The organism is Mesonia ostreae, from assembly GCF_031845265.1.
GTDB classification, from domain to species: domain Bacteria; phylum Bacteroidota; class Bacteroidia; order Flavobacteriales; family Flavobacteriaceae; genus Mesonia; species Mesonia ostreae.
Genome location: NZ_JAVRBG010000001.1, coordinates 164200 through 184414 on the forward strand (window position 1 = coordinate 164200; position 20215 = coordinate 184414).

15 protein-coding genes and 2 pseudogenes are annotated in these 20215 nt (G+C 36.3%); 15 read left to right on the plus strand and 2 right to left on the minus strand.

The window, feature by feature from the left end; genetic code table 11:
- The first annotated feature begins 90 nt into the window (after nucleotides 1-90).
- The 11 genes and pseudogenes from RLT85_RS00795 to RLT85_RS00845 all read left to right on the plus strand — a co-directional run bounded on the left by RLT85_RS00795 (nucleotide 91) and on the right by RLT85_RS00845 (nucleotide 13484).
- A complete protein-coding gene (locus RLT85_RS00795) occupies nucleotides 91-456 on the plus strand; it encodes a four helix bundle protein (protein ID WP_311400139.1) in 366 nt (121 codons plus the stop codon).
- A gap of 118 nt (nucleotides 457-574) precedes the next feature.
- Nucleotides 575-1756, plus strand: coding sequence for a TolC family protein (locus RLT85_RS00800; protein WP_375712326.1), 1182 nt, complete (start codon nucleotides 575-577; stop codon nucleotides 1754-1756).
- Between the two features lie 2 nt (nucleotides 1757-1758).
- Nucleotides 1759-2325, plus strand: a complete 567-nt coding sequence (locus RLT85_RS00805; protein WP_311400141.1) for a helix-turn-helix domain-containing protein — start codon at nucleotides 1759-1761, stop codon at nucleotides 2323-2325.
- A gap of 78 nt (nucleotides 2326-2403) precedes the next feature.
- Nucleotides 2404-2724: a four-helix bundle copper-binding protein gene (locus RLT85_RS00810; RefSeq protein WP_311400142.1), complete on the plus strand. Its 321-nt coding sequence runs from the start codon at nucleotides 2404-2406 to the stop codon at nucleotides 2722-2724.
- Nucleotides 2725-2782: 58 nt separating this feature from the next.
- Nucleotides 2783-3372: pseudogene (locus RLT85_RS00815) on the plus strand (DUF3347 domain-containing protein).
- Between the two features lie 149 nt (nucleotides 3373-3521).
- Nucleotides 3522-3689, plus strand: a pseudogene (locus RLT85_RS00820) (heavy-metal-associated domain-containing protein); the annotation flags it as partial.
- Nucleotides 3690-3839: 150 nt separating this feature from the next.
- Entirely contained in the window at nucleotides 3840-6668 is a 2829-nt protein-coding gene (locus RLT85_RS00825; protein WP_311400381.1) for a heavy metal translocating P-type ATPase, read from the plus strand.
- Nucleotides 6669-6690: 22 nt separating this feature from the next.
- The gene (locus RLT85_RS00830; RefSeq protein WP_311400143.1) at nucleotides 6691-7170 is read left to right on the plus strand and encodes a DUF305 domain-containing protein; all 480 of its coding nucleotides are present in this window, start codon (nucleotides 6691-6693) and stop codon (nucleotides 7168-7170) included.
- A gap of 428 nt (nucleotides 7171-7598) precedes the next feature.
- Complete coding sequence (locus tag RLT85_RS00835; protein ID WP_311400144.1) at nucleotides 7599-9335, plus strand: efflux RND transporter periplasmic adaptor subunit; 1737 nt, start codon at nucleotides 7599-7601, stop codon at nucleotides 9333-9335.
- 80 nt (nucleotides 9336-9415) lie between these two features.
- Nucleotides 9416-11275: a PLP-dependent aminotransferase family protein gene (locus tag RLT85_RS00840; protein ID WP_311400145.1), complete on the plus strand. Its 1860-nt coding sequence runs from the start codon at nucleotides 9416-9418 to the stop codon at nucleotides 11273-11275.
- A gap of 151 nt (nucleotides 11276-11426) precedes the next feature.
- Nucleotides 11427-13484: an acetate--CoA ligase family protein gene (locus RLT85_RS00845; protein WP_311400146.1), complete on the plus strand. Its 2058-nt coding sequence runs from the start codon at nucleotides 11427-11429 to the stop codon at nucleotides 13482-13484.
- A 71-nt stretch (nucleotides 13485-13555) separates the two neighbouring features.
- On the opposite strand, the gene RLT85_RS00850 is transcribed toward RLT85_RS00845, so the two are convergent.
- On the minus strand, nucleotides 13556-15367 hold the full coding sequence (locus tag RLT85_RS00850) for a hypothetical protein (RefSeq protein ID WP_311400147.1): 1812 nt from the start codon (nucleotides 15365-15367) through the stop codon (nucleotides 13556-13558).
- A 396-nt stretch (nucleotides 15368-15763) separates the two neighbouring features.
- Here RLT85_RS00850 and RLT85_RS00855 point away from each other — a divergent pair, with 396 nt between their 5' ends.
- Nucleotides 15764-16261 carry a hypothetical protein gene (locus tag RLT85_RS00855; RefSeq protein WP_311400148.1) on the plus strand — a complete coding sequence of 166 codons (498 nt, stop codon included), beginning with the start codon at nucleotides 15764-15766 and terminating at the stop codon, nucleotides 16259-16261.
- Nucleotides 16262-16438: 177 nt separating this feature from the next.
- Here RLT85_RS00855 and RLT85_RS00860 read toward each other — a convergent pair whose 3' ends face one another.
- The gene (locus RLT85_RS00860) at nucleotides 16439-17026 is read right to left on the minus strand and encodes a hypothetical protein (protein WP_311400149.1); all 588 of its coding nucleotides are present in this window, start codon (nucleotides 17024-17026) and stop codon (nucleotides 16439-16441) included.
- A gap of 383 nt (nucleotides 17027-17409) precedes the next feature.
- Between RLT85_RS00860 and RLT85_RS00865 the strand changes: the two genes are divergently transcribed.
- The 3 genes from RLT85_RS00865 to RLT85_RS00875 are packed head-to-tail and all read left to right on the plus strand — an operon-like array spanning nucleotide 17410 to nucleotide 20199.
- Nucleotides 17410-18492 carry an NAD(P) transhydrogenase subunit alpha gene (locus RLT85_RS00865; RefSeq protein WP_311400150.1) on the plus strand — a complete coding sequence of 361 codons (1083 nt, stop codon included), beginning with the start codon at nucleotides 17410-17412 and terminating at the stop codon, nucleotides 18490-18492.
- A gap of 7 nt (nucleotides 18493-18499) precedes the next feature.
- Entirely contained in the window at nucleotides 18500-18802 is a 303-nt protein-coding gene (locus tag RLT85_RS00870) for an NAD(P) transhydrogenase subunit alpha part 2 (protein ID WP_308864192.1), read from the plus strand.
- Nucleotides 18803-18807: 5 nt separating this feature from the next.
- Nucleotides 18808-20199, plus strand: coding sequence for an NAD(P)(+) transhydrogenase (Re/Si-specific) subunit beta (locus RLT85_RS00875; protein ID WP_311400151.1), 1392 nt, complete (start codon nucleotides 18808-18810; stop codon nucleotides 20197-20199).
- The last annotated feature ends 16 nt before the right edge of the window (nucleotides 20200-20215 follow it).

Here is a 20215-nt window from a genome sequence, read left to right on the forward strand (position 1 = left end):
GAGATTAGAGACTAGAAATTAAAAAGTGAAAAACTTGAGGTTAGAAGTTAGAGGTTAGAGGTTAGAAGTTGGAAATTAATTAAAGAAATTATGATAAAATCGTATAAAAATTTAAAGGTACATCAAGAAGCGTTTTCATTGGCGATGGATATTTTTTGGCGAACCAGAAAATTTCCGAAGGTAGAAATATATTCACTCACTTCACAAATCGTGCGCTCATCGCGTTCGGTTTCTGCAAACATAAGTGAAGGCTGGGGCAAACGAATGTATGAAGCTGTATTTAAACAACAACTTATAAATGCTTTAGGTTCAAATACCGAAACTCAGGATTGGCTTGATTATGCGTTAGAGTGCAAATATTTAAATAAAGAAGAGCATTCGGAGTTTTCTAAGAAAAATAGCCAAATAGGAAAAATGTTGACAAAATTGTATCAAAATTGGAAAAGCTATGAATAATTTAAAAGCCATAAAAAGAATAGAGAAAATACAAATATTAAAATCAATATTTCTACGCTACATTTCCAGCTTCCAGCTTCCAGCTTCCAACTTCCAGATTTCAACACTATTGTTTTGTATGTTGATAGGCAGTTTTTGTTATTCCCAAAATTTGCAATCCTACATTGACGTCGCTATTTCAAACAATCCAGAAATTCAAAAATTTGATTTTCAATATAAGATTGCTTTAGAGAAGATTGAGGAAGTCAACAGCTTGCCCAACACAGAGTTTAGTGCAGGTGTAATGGCGCTAGCGCCCAAGATGGAAATGCCTATGGAGCGTTTTAAAATTTCTGCTATGCAAATGTTGCCTTGGTTTGGCACCTTATCTTCACGAAAAGATTATGCCGCTTCCATGGCAGAAAGTGAATATGCTGAAGTGAATATTGCTAAGCGAAAACTGGCACGCTCCATATCGCAGCTTTATTATTTACTTTATGAAATTAGAGCAAAACAAGAAGTTCTCCTTAAAAACATAAAGCTTTTAGAAACCTATGAACAACTTGCACTTACCTCTATTGAAGTGGGACAGGCTTCTGCTGTAGATGTTTTACGACTACAGATAAGACAAAATGAATTACAACAAAAAATTGACGTTTTAAAAGAAGAAAATAAAGGGATTCAAGCAGCTATGAATAGTCTCCTTAATAGGCCTTTTGATGAAGAAATAACGATATTTTCTACGCTTATCATTCCAGAAAACGATGTTACACTTAATTATGAGCGTCTATCTATTCATCCAGAATTGATTCAATATGAAAAAATCTATAACTCTGTTGAGCAGTTGGAGCTCCTTAATCAAAAGGAAAGAAAGCCCGTTATAGGAATTGGTTTAGAGTATATAAATATGAAAGACAGCCCCATGATCACCAGTTCTTACAAAGATATGTTGATGCCTATGTTTAGCTTATCTGTGCCCATTTTTAATAAAAAATTTTCATCCCAAACCAAACAAAATAAATTAAAATTGAAAGAGATTGAAGCGCAAAAAAAAGAACGTCTTAATTCTTTACAGGCAGATTTATCTAAAGCTATTGCGCTGCGTAATCAAGCAAAAATTAAGTTTGATACTCAAGCGAAAAATTTAAAACAAGCCAAAGATGCCGAAGAAATTCTTATTAAAAATTACGAGACCGGCAGCATCAATTTTAATGATGTACTAGATATTCAAGAGCTACAACTCAAGTTTCAAATGAATCAAATAGAATCGGTGCAAACCTATTATGTGCAACAATCTATTGTTAACTACTTCATACAATAATTATGATTAAGACTATCTACCTCAAAAATATGGTGTGCGAGCGTTGCATCAAAGTGCTTAAAAATGAAATTGAAGCACAGCAAATAGAATTGCAAGAAATTGAACTAGGCCGTTTACAGCTGAATTTTAAAAATGATAAAGAAATAGAACAGGTAGAAGCGATTATTAAAAATAACGGATTTGAACGTATTAATTCTACTGAAGAAAAAGTAACCGAGCAGGTTAAATTACAACTTATTCAAATGTTGCATAGACTTCCGCTTCAAATAGAAGAAAAATTATCAACGTATTTAGCAAAACACATCAATCAAGACTATTCAAAAATCAGTAAAATATTTTCCCATACAGAAGAAATTACGATAGAAAAGTACTTTATAAAACTAAAGATTGAAAAGGTGAAAGAACTCATTCAGGCCAATGAAAAAAATTTCACAGAAATAAGTCAGCTTTTAGATTACAGCCATATCAACCATTTAAGCCGACAGTTTAAAGCAGAAACTGGGTTGAGTTTGTCTCAGTATAAATCTCAACACCAAAATTTTAGGAATCCTCTAGACCAAATTGTATAGATATGAACCAATATTATGACACAAGTTACTGAATTTCAGCAGTAATTTTATAAATTATTAATTATTAAAATATATATCATGAAAAATCAAAAATTAATTGATGCCTTAAACAATTGTATTACACACTGTAATTACTGTGCAGACGCTTGTTTGGATACAGAGAATATTAAAATGATGGTAGATTGTATTCGTACAGATAGAGCTTGCGCTGAAATATGTGCTGCAACGGTAAAACTTTTAGCGATGAATTCTCCATTTGCCAAAGAAATGGTAGAGAAATGTCACAAAATTTGTACACAATGTGCAGATGAATGTGAAAAACATGACCACCAGCATTGTAAAAATTGTGCTGAAGCTTGCAGAACTTGCGCTGAAGCCTGTAAAGCTTATTTGGCTTAACAACTTTTGAGATTCTTGCTCCTTTGGAGCAAGAATCTTTTTATAAAAAAAAGTAGAAATGAAACTAATAAAAAGAAGTTTAGGAACAGTAGCTCTCGCTACAAGCCTCATATTAAGCGTATCTTGCAATGATGCCAACAATAAAGAGACAACAAGTACAACAGAAAGTGAAGTGCAACCAGAAGCTACCAAAAATTCTAGTGCCATTGCGATAAATGATAGTCAGGAGTCAAACTCCGAAATTATTTTAAAAGACTATTTTAATTTAAAAGATGCTTTGGTTAATGATGATTCTAGTAAAGCAAGTGAATTAGGAAAAAATTATCAAACTCTTTAAAGTCATTTAAAGCTTCGAGCTTTTCAGGTAATGAGCAAAAAGAATTAGAATCTATCGCAAGTAAAGCTCAAAAACATGCCGAAGAAATGAGTACAAGTGACATCGCAGCACAACGTGAACACTTTAAGCTTGTGAGTGAGCATATTACAAATATGGTTGCCATTACAGGAACAGAAGAAAAACTATATGAGCAATTTTGCCCTATGTATGACGGTGGTACGGCTTGGCTAAGCACTAAAGAGGAGATAAGAAACCCTTATTTTGGTAGTCAGATGCTAAAATGCGGGAAGGTACAGCGAGAAATTAACTAGTCTTGGGTTGTAGATCTTAGGTTGTAGGTTGTAGGTTGTAGGTTGTAGGAATTATAAATTTTGAATTATGAAATAGTTAAATTTCATATTTGAGATAAGAATTTTGTAGATTGAGAATAGCTGAGGAAGAATTATTGAAAGAAAATATAATGAAACATACGTATCACATATCAGGAATGACCTGCAAAGGCTGTCAAAACCATGTAGAAAAAATACTTTCTTCAATTGTTGGCGTGAGTAAAGCATCTGTAAATCTTGAAAAAGAACAGGCAGAGATAGAAATGGAGAAATATATCCCGCTAGAGAAATTTCAAGAAGCTTTGGAAAAATCTGAAGGAAATTATCAAATTCACTCTGCAAAGGACGACATTACCTCACAGTCCCGAAATTTCGGGATGGAAACCTGTGAGGTCTCCGACGATAAAAATCGTGGCGTCTCTACTGCTCATACTTCCGATAATAAAATAATGAAACACTCCTACTTTGTTAGCGGGATGACCTGTCAAGGTTGCCGAAAGCACGTAGAAGAAACTTTAAGTAACGTAGACGGCGTTTCTAAAGCCGTCGTAAATCTTGAAAACGAGCAGGCAGAAATTGAAATGGAATCGCATATTCCGTTAGAGAAATTTCAAGAAGCTTTGGAAAAATCTGAAGGAAATTATCAAATTCACTCTGCAAAGGACGACCAGACCTCAAAGTCCCGAAATTTCGGGATGGAAACCTGTAAGGTCTCCGACGATAAAAATCGTGACGTCTCTACTGCTCATACTTCCGATAAGAAAATAATGAAACACGCCTACTTTATTAGCGGGATGACATGCCAAGGTTGCCGCAAACACGTAGAAGAAACTTTAAGCAATGTAAACGGCGTTTCTAAGGCTACTGTAAATCTTGAAAAAGAACAGGCAGAGATAGAAATGGAGAAATATATCCCGATAGAGAAATTTCAAGAAGCTTTGGAAAGTGATGGCGGCGGTTACAGCATTTCTAAAAATTCTGAAGAACACGCTAAACGCAAAAAAGATTCAAAAAATAAGAAAAAAACAACTAGCAATGGCAACGGCACATTTTACTGCCCTATGCACTGCGAAGGAGACAAAACTTACGACAAGCCTGGCGATTGTCCCGTCTGCGGAATGGATCTCGTAGAAGAACAAAATTTATCTGCGCCCACAGGAGATCAATGGACGTGCCCCATGCATCCAGAAATTGTAGAAAACGAAGCTGGTTCTTGTCCCAAATGTGGGATGGATCTTGTCCCGAAACAACCCGACCTTTCTTCTGAAGAAAAAACTTATAAAAAATTACTGAAAAAATTTTGGATTGCTCTTGGTTTCACTTTACCCATTTTTCTGATTGCAATGAGTGAGATGATTCCCAATAATCCACTTTATGACGTAATGGAACAAAAATATTGGAACTGGATTCAGTTTGTACTTTCTATTCCCGTAGTTTTTTACGCCACTTGGATGTTTTTTGAGCGCGCTTACCGAAGTATAAAAACTTGGAACCTCAACATGTTTACCCTTATTGGGATTGGTGCTGGAGTAGCGTGGATTTTTAGTGTGTTCGGAATGTTATTTCCAGATTTCTTTCCCGAACAATTTAAAACCGAATCTGGCGCGGTACACGTATATTTTGAAGCTGCTGCCGTTATACTTACCTTAGTTTTAATGGGTCAGGTATTAGAAGCTCGCGCTCATAGCAAAACCAATTCTGCTGTAAAAGAGTTACTAAAATTAGCGCCCAACAAAGCGGTGCGCGTGGTAGATGGGAAAGAAGAAGAAGTTTCTATAGATCAAATTAACAAAGGAGATGTTTTAAGAGTAAAGCCTGGCGATAAGATTCCGGTAGATGGTATCATTACAGAAGGAAATACATCTGTAGATGAATCTATGATTTCTGGAGAACCTATTCCCGTAGAGAAAACCAAAAATGATAAAGTGAATAGCGGTACCATCAACGGAAATCAATCCTTCTTAATGAAAGCAGAAAAAGTAGGCAGCGATACCTTACTTTCTCAGATTATACAAATGGTAAATGATGCGAGCCGCAGTAGAGCGCCTATTCAAAAATTGGCCGATACGGTTTCGGGTTATTTTGTACCCGTGGTGGTAATTATTTCTATCATCACATTTGCAGTTTGGGCAATTTGGGGACCAGAACCGGCTTATGTTTATGCTTTGGTGAATGCTATTGCCGTATTAATTATCGCTTGCCCCTGTGCGTTAGGCTTGGCAACTCCTATGTCGATTATGGTAGGTGTTGGTAAAGGCGCACAAAACGGTGTTCTCATCAAAAATGCCGAAGCGCTAGAGAAAATGGACAAAGTTGACACGCTTATTGTCGATAAAACAGGAACCATTACAGAAGGAAAACCTACCGTAGAGAAAATGGGATCTTTTGATCAATCCCTTTCAGAAAAAGACATCACTCAACTTATCGCTTCGCTTAACAGTTCTAGTGAGCATCCACTAGCAGAAGCGACAGTTAATTATGGAAAAGAACAAAAAGTCGAAATCTCTAAAACCGAAAACTTTAGCGCCGTAACGGGGAAAGGTGTAGAAGGTAATGTGGAAGGTAAAAAACTTGCCTTAGGTAACGCTAAGATGATGGAATATGCCCAAGCAAACCTATCCTCAAAAATGGAAAGTGAAACACAATATTTTCAGAAACAAGGAAAAACTGTTTCTTATTTATCGGTTAACGCAAAAGTTTTGGGTTACGTTGTTATTGAAGATAAGATTAAAGAAACCAGCGCTAAGGCTATAAAAGAGTTACAAGATAAAGGTATTGCCGTCATTATGCTTACTGGCGACAATCATGATACTGCGCAAGCGGTAGCAAGCGAACTTAATTTGGCCGATTTTAAAGCTGGGATGTTACCAGAAGACAAGCTAGACGAAGTCAAAAAACTACAAGAAAAAGGTAAAGTAGTTGCTATGGCGGGAGATGGTATAAATGACGCGCCAGCAATTGCGAAGAGTGATGTAGGTATTGCTATGGGAACAGGAACCGATGTAGCCATAGAAAGCGCTATGATTACGCTTGTTAAAGGAGACTTGCACGGTATTGTAAAAGCCCGTAATTTAAGTGATGCCGTGATGAAAAATATCAAAGAGAACCTATTTTTCGCCCTCATTTATAATACCCTTGGCGTTCCCATCGCTGCAGGAGTTCTATTTCCGTTTTTCGGGATCTTATTATCGCCAATGATTGCGGCCTTAGCGATGAGTTTTAGTTCGGTTTCTGTGATTGCTAATGCATTGAGGTTGCGAACAAAATCAATTGATTAATAAGCCTTAAACTTTAAAAAAGATGGAACAAAATAGCAAAATGAAGAAAAACTCCTACACCAAATTTGTAGGAATGTTGGTAGCGTCTTTCGTGGCTATGTACATCACGATGTATTTAAATACCTATGCCATAGATCACTTTTATTTTAGCTTAACGCGTTTCTATATGACCTGTTTGGGCATCTCGGCAATGGCCATCATTATGTTTGTAGCGATGCGAACTATGTATCAGAATAAAAAGAAGAATATCGCTATAGTCATTGGCAGCATCGCTCTATTTGTTAGCGCTTTAGGATTGGTACGCGCCCAAGCCCCCATCGTTGGAGATATATTGTGGATGAGAGCGATGATCCCCCACCACTCTATCGCGATTTTAACGAGCGAGCGAGCGGATATCCAAGACCCCGAAGTTAAAAAATTAGCCAATGACATCATCAAAGCTCAAAAGAAAGAAATTGAAGAGATGAAGCAAATGATTAAACGATTGGAAGCGGAAAAGTAGATGTGATTTAATTTGAAAATGTGTTAATTTGAGAATGTGTTGATGTGACAATTTGAAAATAACTCTAGGTCGTTGAGTGATTTTCCAAAGAAAATTGTATCGAAGCGCCCGGGTTAATATGATGATGTAATAATTTGAAAATGTGGCAATGCGACAATTTGAAAATAACTCTAGGTCGCTGAGTGATTTTCCAAAGAAAATTGTATCGAAGCGTCCGGCTTAATATGATGATGTAGTAATTTGAAAATGTGACAATGTGATAATTTAAAATTTAAAATTGATTTTAGGTCGCTGAGTGATTTTCCAAAGAAAATTGTATCGAAGCGCCCAGGTTAATGTGCTGATTTAAGAATTCATGAATTAGACGAAAACTAGATTAAAAGTAACGCTACAAAAAAGATCTTTGTACGTGTAAAAAAAAGAATAAAATGAAAAAATTTATCATTTATAGTATCATTCTAATTGCAGGAATCCTTTTAGGCTACTTATTTTTTGGAACTTCGGAAGACAATACCACAATTTCTAAACATGACGAAACTGTTGAAACTGCCGAACAAATGTGGACCTGTTCCATGCATCCTCAAATTATGCAAGAAGAACCAGGCGACTGTCCTATTTGTGGTATGGATTTAATCAAAGCCGAATCTGGAGCAGATGGTCTTGCACTCAACGAAATTAAAATGACAGAGAACGCCATGGCCTTGGCAAATATTCAAACCACAATTGTAGGTTCTTCTTCAAGTTCTAATGAGGATGGCGTTGTCTCACTTTCGGGAAAAATTGCTACCAATGAAGAGAACGTTTCGGTGCAAGCAAGTTATTTTGACGGTCGTATAGAGCGTTTGAATGTAAATTATAAAGGTCAGCAAGTAAAGACGGGTCAATTATTAGCTACAATTTATGCACCAAATTTAGTGGCAGCGCAACAAGAATTGCTAACCGCAGTTTCTTTAAAAGAATCACAACCCGAATTATACAAAGCGGTAAGAAATAAACTAAAAAACTGGAAACTTTCTGAAAGTCAGATTAACGCTATTGAATCTTCTGGTAAAGCACGAGAAAATTTCCCTATTTATGCAACAGTTTCTGGAACGGTTTCAGAAGTAATGGCAAGAGAAGGCGATTACGTAAAACAAGGGCAGCCTATTTTAAAAGTGAGTAATCTCAATTCGGTTTGGGCACAATTTGATGCCTATGAAAATCAGATTTCAGGATTAAAAGAAGAGCAAAATATCAAAATAATAGCCAATGCATATCCCAATAAAGAATTTGATGCGGTGGTTTCCTTTATTGATCCTTTACTCAATAATGCGACCCGTACGGTAACGTTAAGAGCAACGCTTAAAAACACAGATAATTTATTTAAACCAGGAATGTTTGTGACTGGAAAACTGGAAGGTTCTACAGAAAATGCAAGCGAAAGAATTTCTGTTCCTTCAAGCGCGGTGATGTGGACGGGAGAGCGATCTTTAGTTTATATAAAAACCAATCCCAATTCTCCCGTTTTTGAAATGCGGGAAGTTTCAATTGGTGCTCGTACTGGAGAAAATTATGTAATTAAAGACGGCTTAACAAGCGGAGACGAAATCGTAACGAACGGAACTTTTACAGTTGATGCCGCAGCACAATTACGAGGCAAAAAATCTATGATGAATAAGGAGAAAGAAGATAAATCGGCAGAAAATATGCTTGATATGAAAATCAATCTATCAGTAAGCTTTCAGAAGAAATTCATAGAAGTTCTCCCTCCCTATCTTGAAATGAAAGATGCGTTTGTTGCCAGCGATGCCGCTCAAGTTTCTGTTTCCGCGAAAGCGACATTAAACGTATTAAAGTCTTTAAAATTAAGCCAATTAGGAAAGATGGAACAAGCACATATTCAGAAAAGTATAGAGATGCTTAGCGCCATCGCGCAAAGTGTAGCTTTAGAAAACCAACGCGAGCATTTTGTAATTCTAAACGAAAATATGATTCCAATCGCGATGAATATTGAAAAAGCTGACCCAGTTTTTTACGTTCAAAAATGTCCTATGGCAAATAATAATAATGGCGGCATGTGGTTGAGTACCGAGAAAGATATTCTGAATCCGTATTACGGGGAGGCGATGCTCACTTGTGGAAGTGTGATTGATTCGGCTTTGGGAAATGCGGTCAAAGCACCATAGTTTAGCATAAGTTTTTGAAAAATTATAAAACTAAAAAGACTAGATCATGTATATTATCGACCTCACAAAAGATTATAATTATGAAGGAAAATAAAATAGTAGCTTATCTCAATGATGTCCTAGAAAATATACCATCTGACTGGTTAAATTTAACTACACATCGCCTAGATATTTATAAGGAAGAATTGGCTAAAACCGATTTTTTAGAACAATTTGAAAATTTATATAAGGATTATAACTCCAAAACATCTGCTTTAAGTAAATTACCTACTGCCTACGACTATATACGATTAGGCCATCCCCTATCGTGTATTCTAGAATGGGCAATTGCTAACTTAAATCATTTAGATCCAGAACATGTGATTAGTTTTTCCTCTAAAACGATTCCAATTTTAGCGATTCTAAGAAAAAATTCATTAGAACATAAAAGCACACAAATTCTCTATAAAGATGAAATCCCTGAGGAATTTGATGCGGAGCTAGTACAGCGCGTTTATGGATATCAATTTGAGCTAAAAAAAGTGGAAAAACCAGAAGATATTTCCGCGTTTGACGGCAGCAGCATTTTTATCTCGCAAAATGATGAAATGGGTAGCATTGATCTTAATGCTGATATCGATTTTTTCATCAGCGTCCAAGACCAGCTCGGAAGTATTTTACTGATCAATGGAGCGCAGAATCAACATTACATTTCAGACATTCAACACGTGCGAAGAAGAGAAACCATTGCTATGACTCCTGCTGATTCTCTCACCGCTATTAAATTATTATTGAATAAGTCTTCTATTGAAATTGAAAAAAATAAAACCGATAAGCATAAAAGAGAGACAGACAAAGCACAAGTTTTAGCTTCTATCGCCGCCATTACGGGATCTAACACAAAAGGATTGGTTGCCTCAAGTGGACTATCTATGCAATATGCGATTATGATGGGGCTCGTTAATGATGCCATTGAGAATCATAATGGAAAAGCTATTAAATTTATTGTTCCGCCAAATTGTTACGGTGGTACAAACGATCAAGCGCGACGCGTTGCAGCTTCTTTAGATCATGTGGAAGTGGTGGATTTGCCAGTGGATGGAGATAATGATATGGTTAAAAGTATTGACTCTATTTTAGATCAAATAGCTAAGGAAGATGCTGTTCCTTATATTATTGCTGAAATCCCTACCAATCCTAGAGTGGAAGTTCCTAATCTTAAAAAGTTAAAAGAGGTTCTAAGTGCAGAACGTAAAACTGGAAATGACGAGATTGCAATACCTCCCGTTTTTATTTTAGATCAAACTTTTTGCCCAAATTATCACTTTCTAGGAGAAGGGGAAATACTTTCCGCAGTGAGAACCATTTCTTATGTTAGTGGATCCAAATTTCCTAGTGGCGGAAAATGTACTGCCGGCTATTGCGTAGGAAATACACATACGGAAGGGCTCATGAACCATATAGAAAAGCATCTAGAACTTTGCGATAATGAAGCCACCTCGCTTCAATATGAAATATTGGCTAAGCAAATGCCTTCTATGAATCAGAGAATTGCTGATGCGTATACTAACACGCGTGAATTTGTAGACTTTATCCACGATGCTTTACCAACAGCAAAAATTAACTTTGTATCAGAAGAATTAGCAAAACACGGCTTTACTCCGTCTGTATTTTCATTAGACCTTCCCACCAAGGGCGATACAGAAGCCGAAAAGGAAGCGTATAAAAGAAACTTAAATCTCAAATTAATCAATTTAATGATTTCTGAAATTCCAAAGGAAAGCAAGTTTTGCGTGAGCTACGGGCAATTAAAAGGATGCTATTGGACTATTCCCGCAACCTCTACTCAGGGAACTACGAAAGAAGGCGATAAAGATTATATAGTTCGGGTTTCAGTTTCTCCTAATTTAGATCTTGAACTTCATAAAAAAGTTTTTTTGAAATTTGTTGAGAGCATCTAAGTTTTGGATGAAGTCAAAAATAAATTACTGCCAATTCCTTATACAGAATTGATAAAAGTATAAGGCAATAAAAAGGCCTGAAGTATGACAATTGTTAGCTTTAAAATTAAAGTATCTTATTACTATTGTGTTCCTATAATTTATAATAATTATGATCAACAAACAACTTCTACAACCTGAAAGTATAGTAGTCATAGGCGCTTCCAACGACATTAAGAAACCTGGAGGCAATATGCTAAAAAATATAATTTCAGGTGGTTTTAAGGGAGAATTAAACGTCATAAATCCGAAAGAGGAAAAGGTTCAACATATTAAAAGCTATACCTCTGTTCATGAAATCCCTAAAACGGATTTAGCAATTCTGGCGATTCCAGCGAAATATTGTATAGAAACTATCAAAATTTTAGCAGAAGAAAAGAACACGAAAGCTTTTATTATTATTTCCGCAGGTTTTGCAGAGGCAGGAGAAGAAGGTAAAAGGTGGGAACAAGAAATAGAAAAAACCGTGAACAGCGTAGACGGCTGTTTAATTGGTCCCAATTGTATTGGTGTTATTACCAAAAATTATAAGGGGGTTTTTACAGCTCCCGTTCCTCCTTTTCAACCCAAAGGCTGCGATCTTATTTCGGGTTCTGGTGCTACGGCGGTCTTTATTATGGAAGCCGGAATGGCATTGGGTGTTTCTTTTGCGAATGTTTTTTCCACGGGTAATGCCGCACAAACTAGTGCAGAAGACATCTTAGAATATATGGATCTTCATTTTGATCCAGAAGTAGATCCTTTAGTGAAACTGCTCTATTTGGAAACTATATCCGATCCAAAGAAGCTTTTGAAACACGCTTCTTCTATTATTAAAAAAGGTGCTAAGATTGCTGCGATTAAAGCTGGAAGTACTGCGGAAGGAAGTCGCGCGGCCACTTCACATACGGGAGCAATTGCAAGCAGCGACATGACGGTGCGTGCATTGTTTAACAAAGCAGGAATCGTATACTGTAGTAGTAGAGAGCAACTTTTGAGTGTTGCAGCGATTTTCAATTATAAAAAATTACAAGGAAAGAATATTGCTATCATTACCCACGCTGGAGGCTCTGCCGTGATGTTGGCCGATCAACTTTCTAAAGGCGGACTTAAAGTTCCCGAAATAGCTGGTCCAGATGCAGAAAAGCTAAAATCTTTTTTATATCCTGGCTCTTCCATTGCCAATCCTATAGATTTTTTAGCGACAGGAACAGCCGAACAGCTGGGAATTATTATTGATTATTGCGAACATAAATTTGATCAAATAGATGCGATGATCGTAGTATTTGGAAGCGCTGGCCTGTTTGATGTAGAAAATGTGTACAATGTGCTAAGTGTAAAACTTGAAATATGCAACAAACCCATTTTTCCAGTCTTACCATCGGTTGTAAATGCACAACGAGAAATTCAATCTTTTTTGAAGAAAGGCCATATTCATTTTCCCGATGAAGTTGTTTTAAGCAAAGCTCTTGCTCAAGTTTTCAATACGCCTGAACCTATGCCTGAGGAAATTTCAGGATTTGAAATAGACACTAAAAAAATTAGAAAAGTAATTGATTCCGCTTCCGAAGGATATCTTTCCACTTCTCAAACTGTCGATTTGTTGGATGCGGCGAGCATTCCACGTGTGCAGGAAATCGTGGAAAATTTAAAAGAAAAATTGCTTGCTGCGATACAAACCACAGACTTTCCCATCGTAATGAAAGTGGTTGGGCCAATTCATAAATCGGATGCGATGGGCGTGGTGATGAATATTGCCAATAAAGATGAAGCTAGCGAAACCTTTGATGTCCTCATGAAAATTGAAGCTGCAACCGCTGTGATGGTGCAGCCACAATTGGTAGGATTAGAATTATTTGTTGGTGTGATGAAAGAACCCGGGTTTAACCATACTATTTTATGTGGTCTAGGCGGAATTTTTATTGAAGTTTTAAATGATGTTTCCGCAGGATTGAGTCCGATTTCTAGAAATGAAGCTGAAAAAATGGTACAATCTCTCCGTGGTTATAAGCTTATTCAAGGTGCCAGAGGAAAAAAAGGTGCCAATGAAGGCATATTTATAGAAATCATTCAACGGCTTTCTGCTTTAGTAGAAGCGGCACCAGAAATTTTGGAAATGGATATTAATCCATTAATTGGTACGCAACGCGCCATTACTGCGGTGGATGCGAGAATACGAATTGGAAAATAAAAAAATCCACTTTCATAAAAATAAAACTTTATGAAAATGGATTTCTAACTCGTTTATAGGATTGTAGTATTTTATTTAGCGGTCTCTAAGAGATTTTCCCGTACAAGAAGAATTTCATGTTGAGCTTCTTTTAAATCTTCTTCCAGTTGAATTCTATTTTTTATCACATAATTTGTCGCCATTTCACGATAGTGTTCTATCCCGTCTAAAAGATTCTCACTAAACTTTTTCCAGTTTTTAAAATCGCGGGGAGATGCGTTGTAAGACCTCTGGATTTCCTTTTTTAGAAAATCAATATAAAGTTTCAATTCTGTGACAAACATAGAAGTTCTATTGAGATTTTGCATAGCATCACTTCTCCCGTAAATATGATTGGTCATTTCTTGAAGACTGCTAATTTTAGAGAAATTAACAATATTTGGACCAGGACATATGGTAACCGCAGTTAATTTTTTTAGAAAAGGAGCTTCATAACTTATAGGCGCCGCATTACTCAAACCAACACAAAGACATTCTTTGCTTAAAACATCTTCCACTTGTTGCGTATATTCTACTTCAGGTAGATCTAGGGTTTTCAATTGTTCTAATTTCAATTTTTGGTATTTTCTAGAAGCCGTACATATAGGGGTTTTGGTAAATTCCGTATTAGATTCTAAAAGCTTTTCGGTACAAGGACTGCCAGGTTTTTCGTTTTCAATTCTACCCAAACGCTCTTTTTCGGCAGTAGTTCCTTTTAGATAATTAAACTCCACACCTAAGGGAGAAGCTTTGCTTCGTACCACATCATTCTCTTTCGATTTTGCTAATAAATCTAAGGTATTTTCATCTACAGTAGTAGCTTCAGGACATAATAAAAATGGCGTTCCCCATCCGGTACCGTCCACTCCATAATAATTTTGCAGCAAAAGATCTTCTTCACTAGTTCCAATTCCGCCTTGAACCGTAATTTTAATAGGATGTGGATGAGAGAAACCTGTTTGTCCTTTTGCGATAATTGCAGGGTTATAGAGTTCAAAAATGCTATTCTGTAATTCTTGTTTTTTCTCTTTAAATTCCTGAAGAATGGGTCCCATAAGCAAACCTTGCGTAGCAAAAACATGACCGCCGCAATTGAGTCCAGATTCAATTCGGAATTCACTCACCCAAATTCCTTTTTTTGCCAGGTATTTTCCTTGAATCAATGCTGAACGATAATCGCTTACTTTAATAATTACTTTCTTATGAAAACCACCCCACTCGTAGGCATCAAAAGCCGTGAATTCTTCCATATAATTATACAAACGCGGATTCATTCCTGCGGAAAGAACTACAGCAGAGTTGCTTAACTCACAGTCGGCATATCCCTTTAGAGCCGTAACGGCATCGGATCCATTTTCTATAGGTTGCTTATTTTCATCTAATTGTTCTTTGTCTACTTTGGTCATAATATTAACCTCGATAGCGCCAGGCAGCATACTTTCTCGTAAGAATTTTTCAGCTTTTTGTTTTTCTTCAGAATCAAATAAAGAAATCCATTCGTGGTATTTCTCCTTTAGAGAGCTAGTCTCTGGAAGCATTTCAAAATATTTCACAATATCTGAACCCGTTTCAAAAGCAGAAGATTTTAAATTTTCAATTTTTGAATTTACAATGCGTTGCATCAAATTGAGATAATCTGTGATGCGGCGCGATCTAGAATGCTCTTCTTTTATGTCAATTGGAGTATATGTATCTTCGGTTTGTTGGTAATAATGTTTTCGCATTACTTCAATCAAATTATCTTCAATGATAGAAATTACTGAGTTTATTCCGAAGTGAGCAACTTTTATGGGAGAATCAATGGTATAAGCAATTCCCATTACAGGAATGTGAAAGCTATGTATGCTAGGCGTTTGAGTTTGCATTTAAATAAAATTTTAGTTCAATTATGTAAAGGTTGAAAATATCATTCCGTAGAAATATGATTTAAATCACCATTAGTTAATAAAATTTTAAGATGAAAATGAAGGTATCGTTAATGTTTCTCAAGAATAAAACTAGCATCAAGTCTTCAGAAATAATTCAGAAAAAAAATCAGAAAAAATCATCTCATCTATTGAGAATAGTGGCTGCTTAAACCCATGAGTTTCATCTCCAAGTGTAGAAGAATATGTATCTTTAAGCTTTCAAACAGATACTAAAAAAGTAGCTTTTAAACGAGAGTGGATAGAGTGAAAATAACAAGATCATCGCATATTTCTTCGGAATTAATTTACAGTAAACTATTTAAAATCAATTTAATATATTAAAAATAAAAGATTATGAAAAAAACAATTCTAACTACTGCCATCATTTCAGCGCTTTTAATAAGTTGTAATGAAACTAAAAATGAAAGCAAAAATACAGAGGAAGCAACTGAAGTTATCGAAAAAGACCATACCAAAGAAATGGCCGCAGAATCCCATGATGCTATGAGCAATGCTTGGGTAGAGGAGATAAAATTAGACGATGGTAACAAGTGGGAGGCCAATACGGAAACAACAGATGGTGTTGATAAAATGCTAAACCTTGTAAAATCTAGCAAAACAGAATCAGTAGAAGAGTATCACAGCCTAGCATCAGATTTAAATGAAACAAAAAACTTTGTAGTAAAAAAATGTACAATGGAAGGTGCTTCCCACGACAATCTACATGTATTCCTTCACCCACTTATTGAGAAAATTAATGCTTTGGGAAAGGTTTCAACTACAGAAGAAGGAGTAAAAATTAAAGAGAGCATTCGAGAAAACTTAAAGAATTACTATACTTATTTTCAATAAATTAAAGTTGCCTACATAGAGTCGCAAAGCACTTATGTAGGCAGTTTTTATGAAATGTATTCTATTCTTAATTTACACCTCAGGATATTATTCCTAAATATTGATGTAGTATTTCATATGTATTCTCTTTTCCTATTTTAAAGAATAGAGTCTTGCTTCCTTTGCTAAGTTAAAAACCTATTTACTAACTGGCGTAATCATGATATGCGAACGGTGCGTATCTGCATCCATTAACCAAGGCATTCCTGGAGCTTCAGGTTTTGTAGGGAGACCAGTACTTTCGCCCGTCATATAAGGCTTATAAAGTACGTATCTAATTTTGCTATCTTCAAGTTCTCCTGTTTGATCATTGTAGCCATTTTCTTTTCCTGTTAAAACGTAAACCATAGAAGGTTCAGCAGGCATTCTCAAAGTTTTAGCATCTATTTCTTTCTTACGGATTTCACGTTTTTCTAGATTTGATTTACCTTCAGTAGCCAATTCTCGACCACGAGCCATAAAGGGCTCCAATTCTTTAGCATAACATGCCACATGTATACCTTCTTTTTTAGGATCGTCTGCTAAACATACCATCCCATTGCTCCCTGATCGTAGGGTTATAAGTTTTCCTTCTTTATTGTATCCAAGCACAGTCGCCTCTTCTTGATACATTTTAGGTGCAGCTAGAATTGCTATTTCTATCTGAATCTTTTTTGATGAAATATCTCCTTGTGAAAATGCGGAAAATGCAAAGGCAAAAGCAAACAGAGTGAGTAGTTTTTTCATAATTAGAATTTTTTAAATAAACCTATAAGATACGAAAATTTGAAAGATAATAAAACTTCCTTAAGACAGAATTCAATTCCGTAGAAATAGAATACGCTAGCAAATTTAATAATATTATATAGGTTAAAAAGTACTCCATAAAAAATCAAATTCATCAAAGTTGAAAATTCACCTCAAATGTTATTCTTTATTTCAAGTGACTATTCATGGTTCTCAAGGAATCAATCGGGTAAATTCTACCCAGTTTTAAATAAATGTCGATATTTGACAAAATTCTTACACTCAACTTCTTAAGCTTTAAATAAACGATAAAATAAGTTTATGGTATAAAAATTGGCAAGAAGCTGTTCAGAAATAAGCTAACAACCTATTGAAAAACATCTATGAAACACCATTTAGGTCTAATTAAAGAGCCTTCTTACGAAACAAGAGTTGCTTTCTTACCTGAAGAGGTAAAAAAACTAATCGACAAATACGAAGTCAAAATTAGTATAGAAAAAGAGTACGGATCTCCATTAGGCATACCCGATGCGGAGTACACTACCGCTGGTGCTACTATTAGTTCTAAATCTGAAATTCTGCAAAACTCAAACCTCATTCTCTCTATAAATGATGCGATGGGAGAACAAGAAAGTATTCCTGCGGAAACTTCTTTTATTGGTATTTACAATCCGTTATTTTTTCCTGAACGCCTTCAGAAGTACAAAAACCAGCAAGCTTTGGTTTACAGTTTAGACCGACTCCCACGCACCACTTTAGCGCAAGCGATGGATGTACGTTCTTCTTTAGATGCGCTTTCTGGTTATAAGGCGGTTTTAAAAGCCACAGATTATTACACCAAAGTTTTTCCTATGATTACCACCGCAACAAAAACGCTGAAGCCTGCTCGGGTTTTGGTGCTTGGCGCTGGAGTAGCGGGATTACAAGCCATTGCTACCGCAAAACGTTTGGGTGCTATCGTACACGCTTTTGATGTAAGAAAAGCTGCAGGAGAAGAAGTGAGAAGCTTAGGTGCTCAATTCATCGAAATTGAAGGAAATAAAGAAGAAACCAACGCTGGAGGTTATGCTGTAGAACAAGCAGATGATTATAAAAAGCGTCAGCAGGATCGTATCAACGAACAACTTCTCGCTACAGATTTGGTGATTTGCACAGCCAATATTCCAGGAAAAAAAGCGCCTATTCTTGTAGATGAAGACGGAGTTAAAAATATGCCTTCGGGCGCTGTAATTATAGATTTGGCAGCAGAGCAAGGTGGTAATTGCAGTCTCACCAAAAATAATGAAATAGTGAATTACAATTCGGTTAAAATTTTGGGCGATTCTCACTTATCTAGAGAACTTCCAGATGCCGCGTCTCAATTGTTATCGGGTAACTTTTTCAACTTTATCAAACACATGATAGAAAAAGGAGCAGACAACGATCTTATCACTGCCACTCAAGTCATTCAAACAGAAAATACTTAAACCAACTATGGAATTTTTAGAAAATAATTTAGAAGCCATTTACATTGTATTGCTTTGTGTTTTTATAGGCATAGAGGTACTCTCTAACGTTCCCGCTGTTTTGCACACGCCACTTATGTCTGGTGCCAATGCCATTAGCGGCGTAATTACCGTAGGTGCCATTGCTTTGGTGCTTAGTTTGCCAGAAGATGCTCATTGGGGCGCTCAAGTTTTGGGAGGAATCGCAGTGTTTTTAGGAACCCTCAATATTGCCGGAGGTTTTTTAGTCACCCGCAGAATGTTAAAAATGTTTACCACTAAAAAGTCTTAAGCCTTATGAGTATTTTAATGAATATTGGCTATTTAATAGCCTCGTTTTCTTTTATCATCGGTTTAAAATTAATGAGCTCTCCAAAGCACGCCAATAAGGGTAATACCATTGCTGCTGCGGGAATGTTGATTGCCTTACTTAGTGTTTTCACCGGAGTTGTTACAGATAATATCAACTACACCAACCTTACGATTATCCTCGTCGCTATTTTACTCGGAGTCGTGGTAGGAAGACAAATGGCCGTGAAAGTAAAAATGACAGAAATGCCTCAAATGGTATCGCTGCTCAATGCCACAGGTGGTGGTTGTGCGATGCTTTTAGGTTGGATTGAAGCCATACAAATAACTTCGTTTATTGGAGTTGGATCTCAGGTGCTTCTCAATTTAGGAACCCTTACAGGAGCTATCGCTTTTTCTGGAAGTGTTGTCGCTTATTTAAAACTCGCAGGAAAACTAAAGGATTACAACTCGGTGGTAGTTAATGTAACTTCCAAGCTTTTAATTTTTATGTGTATCGCACTTCCTGTAGCCTATGCAACCCAAGTTTTATCTATCTCTTTTTATGAATTGACGATGGTTTTATTAGCATTAGGTTTAATTTATGGAATTTTATTTGTGGTGCCTATTGGCGGAGCAGATATGCCTGTGGTGATTTCTTTACTGAATTCTATTACAGGAATTGCTACGGCTCTCGCCGGACTTTTACACGATAACAAAACCATGATTGCAGGTGGTATTTTTGTGGGAGCCGCAGGAATTTTTCTAACTATTTTGATGTGTAAAGCGATGAATCGTTCTCTATGGAAAGTCATTGCAGGTACTAGTAAAAGTAAAAAAGCGGGAACTGCATCTGCACAGGAGCAAGAAATTCAAGAAACCAATGTAGCCGAAACGGTTACCAAACTGCTTCTTGCCAATAAAATCGGAATTATTCCAGGTTACGGAATGGCTGTTGCCCAAGCTCAACATACGTGTTTTCAGCTTCAGAAATTATTGATGCAACAAGAAAAATCCTTAGATTACATTATTCATCCCGTGGCCGGAAGAATGCCAGGACATATGAATGTGCTGTTGGCCGAAGCAAAAATTGAGTATGAATACCTCAAAGAAATGCACGAAACCAATGACCATATGGAAGAGTATGATTTATTATTGGTGATTGGAGCCAACGATGTGGTGAACCCAGTTGCAGAAACCAATCCTGAAAGCCCTATTTATGGGATGCCTATTATTAAAGCACATTTAAGTAAGAATGTAATTGTCTTTAAACGTAGTATGAATCCAGGATATGCAGGTATTCCTAACGAATTGTTTGAGAAAGAAAACTGCCAAATGCTGTTTGGAGATGCACAAACTAACTTGCAAGAAATCGTTCAGCAATTGAAAGTTTTAAGCTAAGATTTTATAAAATCAG

Excerpts from the sequence above, each read along its gene's own strand:
- RLT85_RS00795 (WP_311400139.1), top strand. The coding sequence starts at position 91 with ATGATAAAATCGTATAAAAATTTAAAGGTACATCAAGAAGCGTTTTCA.
- RLT85_RS00800 (WP_375712326.1), top strand. The coding sequence starts at position 575 with ATGTTGATAGGCAGTTTTTGTTATTCCCAAAATTTGCAATCCTACATT.
- RLT85_RS00805 (WP_311400141.1), top strand. The coding sequence starts at position 1,759 with ATGATTAAGACTATCTACCTCAAAAATATGGTGTGCGAGCGTTGCATC.
- RLT85_RS00810 (WP_311400142.1), top strand. The coding sequence starts at position 2,404 with ATGAAAAATCAAAAATTAATTGATGCCTTAAACAATTGTATTACACAC.
- RLT85_RS00825 (WP_311400381.1), top strand. The coding sequence starts at position 3,840 with ATGAAACACTCCTACTTTGTTAGCGGGATGACCTGTCAAGGTTGCCGA.
- RLT85_RS00830 (WP_311400143.1), top strand. The coding sequence starts at position 6,691 with ATGGAACAAAATAGCAAAATGAAGAAAAACTCCTACACCAAATTTGTA.
- RLT85_RS00835 (WP_311400144.1), top strand. The coding sequence starts at position 7,599 with ATGAAAAAATTTATCATTTATAGTATCATTCTAATTGCAGGAATCCTT.
- RLT85_RS00840 (WP_311400145.1), top strand. The coding sequence starts at position 9,416 with ATGAAGGAAAATAAAATAGTAGCTTATCTCAATGATGTCCTAGAAAAT.
- RLT85_RS00845 (WP_311400146.1), top strand. The coding sequence starts at position 11,427 with ATGATCAACAAACAACTTCTACAACCTGAAAGTATAGTAGTCATAGGC.
- RLT85_RS00850 (WP_311400147.1), bottom strand. The coding sequence starts at position 15,367 with ATGCAAACTCAAACGCCTAGCATACATAGCTTTCACATTCCTGTAATG.
- RLT85_RS00855 (WP_311400148.1), top strand. The coding sequence starts at position 15,764 with ATGAAAAAAACAATTCTAACTACTGCCATCATTTCAGCGCTTTTAATA.
- RLT85_RS00860 (WP_311400149.1), bottom strand. The coding sequence starts at position 17,026 with ATGAAAAAACTACTCACTCTGTTTGCTTTTGCCTTTGCATTTTCCGCA.
- RLT85_RS00865 (WP_311400150.1), top strand. The coding sequence starts at position 17,410 with ATGAAACACCATTTAGGTCTAATTAAAGAGCCTTCTTACGAAACAAGA.
- RLT85_RS00870 (WP_308864192.1), top strand. The coding sequence starts at position 18,500 with ATGGAATTTTTAGAAAATAATTTAGAAGCCATTTACATTGTATTGCTT.
- RLT85_RS00875 (WP_311400151.1), top strand. The coding sequence starts at position 18,808 with ATGAGTATTTTAATGAATATTGGCTATTTAATAGCCTCGTTTTCTTTT.